A 10,562-nucleotide genomic window follows, 5' to 3' on the forward strand; every position below is an offset into this window, starting at 1 on the left:
ATATTTTCTACTATAAAAGGAGAGTATGTTATGTCTGTACATAAAAAATTTAAGTCTATTATAGCAATAATTCTATCTATAACTGTTGTTATATCTGGTATTAATATTTTACCAAATGGAAATGGAAAATTTTTAAAATTTGGAGATGTAGTTAAGGCAGAAACGATTAATTCTGGGATAAGTACTATACAGGGCGGTAAGTATGTAAAATACGAAGGTATAATATATTTAAAACTAACTGGTAACAATGGAAGGGTAATGTCTCTTAATTTATCAGGTATGACAAGTCCGTTTATTGCTGGAAGGATCGATGTTCCAACAAAAGGTGAATTAGAGGGCGGTGTATGGAATAATAGCTTAAGAAAAATAAGTAATTCCTACTGGACGTCATCTCTTTATGATGGAGCTAACGCTTATATAATATATTATGAAGGTGAAATTGGTACTGCTTCTAATCTTTCATTTCCTGGATGTATACGACTGTGCAAATCACTACCAGTAAGTCTGGTGATTAGTGGTGGAAGCGGAACTTTAGCAGATCCATACTTACTAATTAATAATGCTAGTCCAGAAATAAGTGGAACTATTCAAAATGAGGTGTTTTCTGAATTAGATACAAACTTCATTCCTAGGATATCTGTTTCTGATTCCGACAATGATACTTTAATATGTAAATACTATCTAGATTCAGAAGGAGTATATAAGGATGTAAAAACTGTTTCAAATACAACAACACCCCAGAGCATAAGCTTTAATGGAATTAATATGAGTACATTAACTGAAGGTAATCATACTATAAAATATGAAGTAACCGACAGCAAAGTTATTACTCTAGTTACTCAGACAGTAAACTTTAAAGTGGATAAATCTGCGCCAGCACCTTGTACATTTAATGCATCCTCAACGGTTGACAAAATAGATGTATCTCTCTCCGGTCCGGCAATTGACACCATTGGAGGCCTGGATACTAATCCATACAGATATACAGTAGGTACTGAAGTGTCACCATGGGGAAGTGCAATGACATATACTTCTTTGAATAATTTGATTTCAAACCAGCTGTATCAGGTTAAGGTTGAGGCAAGAGATGTTGTAGGGCACATTGCAAGCAGTACACAGAATATATATACTAAAGCAGCTGTGCCAAACTTATCTGTCAACAATGCAACTTCATATACTTTAGATATTACATCAACAGACAACAACTCAGATGAAACCCAGTACCAGATTAGTGCAAATAACGGGACCCAGTATGTAACTCAGGAGGGAACCCTTACTGCCACACCTGTATGGGTTACATTAACCGGTAAAAAAGTAACTGTTAAAGGATTGAATCCAAGCAGTACATATACCTTTAGTGCCAAGGCAAGGAATGCGGAGAATATTGAAACAGCAGTAAGCTCGCCGGTTAGTGGTACAACCCTCATTGCACCGCCTGCTTCGCCTGCTAATTTAATTGCAACTGCAACTGATAGAACCGTTACTGTTTCCTGGGAGGCTGTAAGCGGTGCATCAGGTTATGATATTGAAGTTGATGGAGCAATATTAAATAACTATATTGCAACTTCATACACACATACTGGCCTCAATCCGGGAACACCGCATACCTATCGGGTAAGAGCTAAGAATGAAGGAGGCCCCGGAAGCTGGAGCAGCTCCATAACAAAATCTACATTGCCGGGTTCACCTAATGTTCCGGTAAATCTCAATGCAATACCCTTAAGCACTTCAATTACAGTAACCTGGAACAATGTCCCCGGTGCTACAGGCTATGATATCGAAGTAGACGGAGAACTTGTAAGTAACGGACCTAACACAAACTACATCCATAACAGTTTGACACCTGGAACACATCACGCATACAGAGTAAGAAGTATCAATCCGGGAGGAAAAAGTGAGTGGAGCGGATATGCAAATGCCACAACGCAGCTGGAGTCGGTTCCGGTACCTGTAAACGTCACGGCAGTACCGACCTTGAACAACATAACATTATCCTGGGATACAGTAACCGGAGCATCAGGCTATGACGTTGAAGTGGACGGTGTAACCTATGACAACGGTGTAAGAACCACATATACACAAAATAACCTGGCACCCGGAACTCAACACTTATACAGAGTGAGAGCAAAAAAAGGCGGGATAAACAGTGAATGGAGTGCTGCAGTAGTAGCATCAACACTGACCAATGCATTCGGTACACCTGTAAGGTTTAAAGCAAATGCAAATGATACATCAGTAGAACTATCCTGGGATGCCGTACCTGATGCAATAGGATACGACCTTGAAATAGACGGCATTGTAACAGACAATGGACAAGAGACAACGGTCATACATAGCGGACTGGAACCAAATTCAAGCCATGCATACAGAGTAAGGGCGAGAAGTGCAACGGAAAACAGTGAGTGGACTGAACTTTTGACCATACTGATATTTACATTGCGCACACCGGAAAACGTAACGGCAGCATCTGATCAGACATCAATATCAATAGAGTGGAATCCTGTAGAAACAGCCATCACCTATGACATAGAATTTGATGGATCAATAATAACCGGAATACAATCAACAACATATTCTGCTATGGGTCTTACCCCCAATACACAGCACATCATAAAAGTAAGGGCGGTAAACGGAAGTGGAGTAAGTAACTGGAGTGCACCGCTGATTCAAGCAACGCAGTTCTCGATGGGAAATGTACCAAGGGTATCCGGATTAGCCAAAAAGACCTCAGTAGTATTGATGTGGAACAAACTAGAAGGAGCAACCTCATATGATGTTGAAGCAGATGGAGTAGTAACTTCAAATATTCAAACAACGTCATTTAATGTAACCGGCTTGACTTCGGGAACATCACATACATGCAGGGTAAGGGCCCAAAACAGCTCAGGAGCCGGGGAATGGAGCCCGGTATTCAATGTATCGACACTTCCGGAGGGACCTGCAATACCATCCAATGTGGCAACTTCCTCAAACATGGCATCAATACTGGTAACGTGGGACAAAGTAGCCGGAGCTGCTGAATATGAGATAGAGGCAGATGGCAGAGCAATAAACAACGGCACAGGGACAAGCTACCTGCAAACATCACTTATGCCCGGTACAGGCCATACTTACAGAGTAAGATCAAAGAATATAACCGGTTATAGTGACTGGAGCACATTAACAACAGTAAACACCTTAAGTTCTGTGCAAACCTTTGAAATCAACTCTGATACCGGAGAAGAATTTGATCTGGTTCTCTCAGCATCCAACATACAGGACTTAAACAAATATACCTTTACAATACAGTATGATACCAATGACTTTGAAGTAACAGACCTCTGTGGTTTCACAGCAAAACTTGACGCCCTGGAGGGAGACATATCCGGAACAGATATTACGATAAAACAGCTGGTACCAGGGACAATAGTATTCACCAAAGCAGGCTCTGAACAATCCTGGCAGGTGTGGTCAGGAATTGTGAACAGCATAACCTTAAAGGCGAAGCATGCTGGAAATGCAACTGTCACTTATACCATACAGTAACGTTGCGTAAGAGTATACTAAAATATGAAATGAGAACTGAAATATGAAATGTGAACGAAATGAAACCTGGGCTGTAAAAGATAATATTTTGCAGAATATCACATATATTTGCAAACATAATATAATTACCATATTATCTCATAATCCAGAATTTTACACTTATTTATTAAATTGCTTAAGGAGTGCCACACCATGAGAAAATTCAGGATCTTTTTATCGAAAATACTTATAGTATCTTTCATGGTAACAAACCTGCTAACGTATTTCCCTTCGCTAAGCTATGCCGCATCAGAAAAAGATAAGGGAAATACTGCTGCTGTCAGCGTACACCACGAGAAGACAGAAATTTTAGTTAAATATAAGGACGGCGGCAAGGAAGATAAAGTTAAGGTAAATCTGAAAAAGAGAATTAAACTAAATAAAATAAGCACAAAGAAAAGCTATGCCAAAAATAAAATTGATTTGCTTGAAATAGATGAAAAAGACGATATTGCCAAGGTGGTTGATGAACTTAAGAAAGATCCCGATGTACTCTATGCCCAACCCAATTATAAGCTTGACATAATGTCAGCACCTGCCGATCCCATGTTCAGTAATCAATGGGGTGTTCAGAATAATGGGCAGGAGATTGAAGGACAGATGGGAAGATCAAGTGTTGATATAAATGCAATTAATGCATGGAATCTGACGCAAGGTTCTTCATCAGTCGCTATAGGGATATTGGACACAGGAGTTGATTTAAATCATAAAGATCTGAAGGATAATATCTTTGTCAATTCATATGAAATACCTGACAACGGAATAGATGACGATAATAATGGATATGTAGACGATGTAAACGGATGGGATTTTGTAAATAATGACAAGTCCATATATGACGATGCTTCAAAAGATTTACATGGTACTCATATAGCAGGCATACTTGCTGCCGCATCTGACAATACAGGTATCACTGGTGTCGCACCCAAAGTAAAAGTACTTCCGTTAAAATTTATTAATGGAAATTGGGGATATACCTGTGATGCTATTGCTGCTATTGAATATGCGATGAAAATGGGAGTTAAGATAATCAACTGCAGCTTTGGGGGCACCGATGACAATTTTGCCCTGAAGGATGCCATGGCAAACAGCGGAATCCTGTTTATCTGTGCTGCGGGCAACAGAGGAGCCGACGTATCTGTTTTACCTGTTTATCCTGCCTGCTTTGACATTCCAAATGTTGTTTCAGTAACATCAATTGATAGTAAAGGCGTTCTCTCACCTTACGCCAGTTATGGTAATAAGGTACAATTGGCTGCTCCGGGGGTAGATATATTAAGTACTACGCCAGGTAATACATATGATTACTTTACTGGTACATCAGCCGCAGTTCCTTTTGTAACAGGTATTGCAGCACTTTTACAAAGCTATCTTCCAAATCTGACAATAACTCAGATAGCAAAGCGGATAAAGGATAATGTAGTTCCATGCACTAATTTGACAGGAAAGGTTTCATCCGGCGGCAGAGCTGATGCATATGCGGCGCTGGCCAATACAAAGCCGGCTGCAGATACATATGCAGGGGAAGGTAATGGCAACAGTACTGTGCCTGCAGGACAGCAGGGAGGAAACATTGATACCTGGTACACCATGGATCAGCTTGCCAAAATAAAGGAACAGCTTCACTATGGTGAGTCAGGCGTAAGTCCTGCATCAGGAAACTTTTCGTTTACTGTAAATGACATGAGCGTTCCGGCTCCGGGATTTCAGATAAATATATCCCGTTCATACAATTCAAGAAGTGATAAAAGTACACCTTTAGGACGTGGTTGGACATTTGGGTTTGAAGGAAAGGCAGAAGGAACAAATGTTGTTGATGTTACATTGCCCACAGGAAGTGTAGAAAGGTTCCGGCTTAATAACAATGTTTACGAGCCTGAAGAATCAAGGAGCACATTTGTTAAAAATGGCGACGGTACATATACCCTGACCACAAAGGATCAATACAGGTATACTTTCAATACAGACCGATATCTTTCAAAAATGGAGGATAGGGATGGCAATGCGGTTGATATTACTGTAAACTCAGCCGGAAAAATATCAAAGATAACAGATACAGTAGGCCGGGAATACAAAGTAACCTATAACTCAAACGGATTAATAGATAACATAACCGATTCGGAAAACAGAACAGTAAAATATCAGTATGACAGCAACAATAGACTTACTGCAGTAACCGACCCCCTGGGAGGTATAATGAGATACTCCTATGATACATGGGGGTTTCTGAATGAAATAAAAGACCATAATCAGAAAACAGTAGAAAAAATTATATACAACCATTCAGAAGGTGAAAACCAGGACAAGGTATCAGAGGCCACAGACTCACTTGGTGACACTGTAAAATACACTTATGACATGTCAAACAAAAAGACAACGGCAACGGATATGAATAACCGGGTATCCACCTACTGGTTTGATGAAGCCTTCTATACCACACAAATACAGGAACCGGATGGAAAGGCTTCGTATACTGAATATTTCCTGTATGACGGCAAAAACAAGTACGGTGATGTTAAAGCTACAACAGACCGAAACGGAAACAAGACCCAGTATGAAATAGACACCAGGGGTAATGTTACCAGGATTACCAATCCCGATGGCAGTTTAAGAATAAATGAGTATGATGAAAAGAACAACCTGATAAAAGAGGTGGATGAGTGCGGGAAGGCCACTTACTATATTTATGACGACAGCAGGCTGAAGCTGGTCAAAAAGGTACAGCCCTTAAACGGTACTGATGTATACGAAGGAACAGACAGTCCGGGCTTTGCAGTAACTTCCTACCAGTATTACACCGGGGCTGAGTCGGGCTGCAATGCAAAAGCACTTCTTAAAAGTGAGACCAATCCTGAGGGAAGCGTGACTGACTATACATATGATGCCTATGGCAACGTTAAAACCGTTTCCGACCCTGAAACAGGAAAGCTCACAAGCTATGAATACAACAAGCTGGGCTGGAAGCTTGCTGAGACCACGCCAAAGGGCAACAGAACAGAGTACACCTATGATAAAAACGGAACAGCTATAAAATCAACAATTGTAAGTGCAAAAAACGAAACACAGAGGGTGGTATACGATCTTTTGGGAAGAAAGCTCCAGGAGATCAGTCCGAATCAATATGACAGTTCAAAGGACGATCCTGCCGCAGACTCATACAGTGATGCTGCAGTGGGGACAAGGTACGAATATTATGACAGCGGCAAGGTTAAAACCATAACCGATGTACTGGACAATAAAACCGCATACACCTATGACGTATATGGAAACACCCTTACAGAAACGAAACCCAACGGTGCAATATACCGCTATACCTATGATGTATTGGACAGGCTGGAAAAGGTATATTTTAAAAATGATTCCACGGCAGCAGAGGTATTGCTGACAGAATACAGCTATTCTTATCTGGAGGACGGGAAAATTCAGAAAACCGAAACCGTATACCTGAATTCCACAGACAAGGCCGTAACCGTATGTGTCTATGACTATGCCGACAGGCTTGTAGAACAGCAAAATCCCGACGGGACAAGGACAAAAACCCTGTATAATGCCAACGGAACTGTAGACAGGCAAATTTCAGCCAACGGCAGCAGTACCTGTTATAAATATGACGGGCTGAACAGATTGGTGGAGCAGTGGTCTCCCTTTGAAATAGCAAACGGAAATACATTCTATACATACACAAAATATGTCTATGACAAAGCCGGCAACAGAATTACCGAAAAAAACGGCAAGGATAAGGTGACGCTGTGGACAATACCCGAAAACTATATTGTAAAGAATTATACCTACTATAAAAATGGAAAATTAAAAGCTGCTTCGGATGCCGAAGGCCGCAAGACAGAGTATGCCTATGATGATGACGGGAACATGATAAGGCAAAGCGTATATACCGATTCCACCCACAAACTGGTTACGGAGTTTGAGTATAACCATATGCAGAAAATATCTTCTAAAAAGCAGCAGGCGGAAGCAGGAGATATTTATGGAAATACCTTTGGCAGTCCGGGAGCTTTGGAACTGGTCACAACCTATACCTATGACAAAAACGGAAATACAAAGACAATCACCACCCCTGATGATGTAACTACAACCTACGAATATGACGCCTTGGACAGGCAGTTGTCCCAAAGCCGGCCCGGAACGGATGAAACGGGGGCTTCGGTTGAAATAACCGAAAGTACAACCTATAGCTGGGAAGGAAAACCACTGACCTCAAAGGATGCAAAAGGAAATATTACAAGCTATGAGTACAATCAGAGGGGCTTCCTCACAAGGACAACCGATGCCCAAAACGGAGTATTGCTGTATGAGTATGATCTTGCCGGAAGAAAAATAGCCGAAGTAACGCCGCAAAATTACATAAGTTCAAAGGACATATACCATATGAACAGGAGTGAATATGTATATGACCTTATGTCACGGGTGACAGCAAAGAAGGATGTATATATAGATAATGTTTCAGGCCTGTGGACTACACTTTATACCAAAACCTGCAAATATGACAATTCAGGCAATGTGGTAAAAGAGCTTGATGCCATAGGGTATGACTATGGAATGGGCTCCTCCCAGGAGGAGAAAATAGCTTCGGGATATGGAATTGAATACAGATACAATCTGGCCAATCTGCTGACCTCGACCCTGGATGCAGTTTCAAAGGAAAGGGCCCTGTATTTCACTTCAAAATATGAATATGACGGTCTTGGAAGGAAAACCTCCGAGACAAATTCAAAGGGAGTGGAAACCTGCTATACCTATGATGACGCAGGCAATATACTGACAGTCAGCGTAAAGAAGAGTCCGGCTGCAGAGGGGCGGCAATTGAGAAGCTCCGCCTATGACCTGGCAGGAAGACAGCTTACCCAGACAGATGCCAACGGCAATACCACAAGATTTGAATATAATGCTCCCGGTCAGGTCAGAAGGCTTGTATATCCGGGTGACAGCACCATGCCCTCCAACACTGTAATATTCCAGTATGATGCTGCGGGGAATTTAAAGCTGCGACAGGATTCCTTGGGAAAGGTAAACCTGTATACCTATGACAAGCAGGGGAGACAGCTGTCAGCCACAGAGAAAAAATCCGACAATACCCAGGCAATAACAACCTCTGCGGGCTATGACGCAAACGGCAACAAATGCAGGGAAACTGACGGCAACGGGGTTACACGGACTAATACCTTTGATGCCTTGAACAGGCTTACGGCCTCAGAAATAACGGTAAACGGGGTAAAGCAAACAACCACCTGCGGCTATGATGCAAACGGCAACCAGACCACAAGCACCGACTGGCTGGGGAACACAACGACAAATATATATGACCCCTTGAACAGGCTCATTGAAAAAAGGAATCCATATACTACCATACAAAAGCTGGAGTATGATAAGAACAGCAAGCAAATAAAATCAGTTGACGCCCTTGGGAATATGACCCGGTTCATATATGACAGGAGCAGCAGGCTCATAGCTACAATAGACCCAGAAGGACATACCACCAGCCAGGCCTATGATGATGTGGGAAACATCATAGCCAGAACCGACGGGAGAAATATTACCACAACCTATAAATATGATGAGTTCAACAGGCTTTCGGCAGTAATAAATCCAAAAGCCCAGGTCACAAGCTACACCTATGACCTCAACGGCAACAAACTGACACAGACAGATGGAAATGGAAACACAACCATTTATGAGTACAATGGGGCCAACAAGGTAATAAAAAGGATAGACCAGGGCGGAAGGCTGGGTTTACCGGGAGCTTACACCTATCTGAACTCAAAGACGGAAAAATATACCTACAATGCCGACGGCAGCGTAAAAAGCTCAACCGACAGGAACGGCAGGCAGACAACCTATTCCTATGATATACACGGCAGGCTGCTTTCAAAAGCCATAGGAGGTTCCGGCATAGCATATGCCTATGACAGCAGCGGCAACCAGACAGCCATGACCGACAGCACGGGAACCACCGCAAGAACCTATGATGAGCTGGGAAGGGTATTGACCAAGACGGTTCCGGGCTTTGGGACAACTGTATTTGCTTATGACGGTGACAAGGGAGACGGACTGCGCTCTGAAACCACCAGGGACCCCAAGGGCAACCTGACAGAAAAGGTGTATGACAAGGCAGGCAGACTGTATAAAGTAATTGCAGAGGGCAAAACCACCACCTATGAATATTACGCAAACGGAAGCAGAAAGAACGTAACCTATGGGGACGGGGCAAAGGAAGAATACACCTATTACGGTGACGGCCTGAACAAGACCCTGGTGAACAAAAAGGCCGACGGCAGCAGCATAGACAGATACAGCTATACCTATGATGGAGCCCACAACCAAATTTCCAAGACAGACACAAAGGGAGCAACAAACTACGAGTATGACAGCCTGAACAGGCTGGAAAAAGTAACGGAACCCAATGGCAGGACAACCAGCTATACCTTTGACAAGGCGGGAAACAGGCTTACGGAGACAGTGCTGGCAGCAGTAGTGACAACGAGCCCGGCCATAAGCTCGGTAACCACAAGCTATACATATAACGAGCAAAACAGGCTGGTATCCACGGTACAGCAGAGCGGAAGAGAAACCGTAACAGAGAAATACAGCTATGACAGCAACGGCAACACCATATCAAAAGTGAAGGAAACGGTGAAGCCGTCAGACCCGGAGGTGACAGGAAGCTTCAGCCTGAGTATTGCAGGGCGGAGCAGCACAAGCAGCGAGGCTACGTATTACCAGTATGATGTGTGGAACCAGCTTGCCAAAACCACAGCAGGCAGCAAGACCATAAGCTATTCGTACAACGGAGAGGGCTACAGGACAGCAAAGACAGAAAACGGGCAAAGGACAAACTACCTGTATGAAGCGGACAAGGTAATCCTTGAAACTGATGCAAACGGAAATGAAACAGCCAGAAACATATATGGAATAAATCTCCTGACAAGAACCGCAGGCAGTGATACAATGAATTATATGTACAACGGGCATGGGGATGTGAC

2 protein-coding genes are annotated in these 10,562 nt (G+C 42.5%); both read left to right on the plus strand.

The features are described from left to right. Positions 1 to 30: 30 nt before the first annotated feature. Positions 31 to 3,525 carry a fibronectin type III domain-containing protein gene (locus tag CLHUN_RS09960; RefSeq protein WP_080064438.1) on the plus strand — a complete coding sequence of 1,165 codons (3,495 nt, stop codon included), beginning with the start codon at positions 31 to 33 and terminating at the stop codon, positions 3,523 to 3,525. Between the two features lie 192 nt (positions 3,526 to 3,717). Next, positions 3,718 to 10,562 (plus strand): S8 family serine peptidase (locus tag CLHUN_RS09965; protein WP_080064439.1); only part of this gene is annotated, 6,845 nt, incomplete at its 3' end.

It is taken from the genome of Ruminiclostridium hungatei (assembly GCF_002051585.1).
Taxonomy (GTDB): Bacteria; Bacillota; Clostridia; order Acetivibrionales; family DSM-1351; genus Ruminiclostridium; species Ruminiclostridium hungatei.

What these genes read in the sequence shown, in the direction of transcription:
- CLHUN_RS09960 (WP_080064438.1), top strand. Translation starts at nt 31, where the DNA reads ATGTCTGTACATAAAAAATTTAAGTCTATTATAGCAATAATTCTATCT.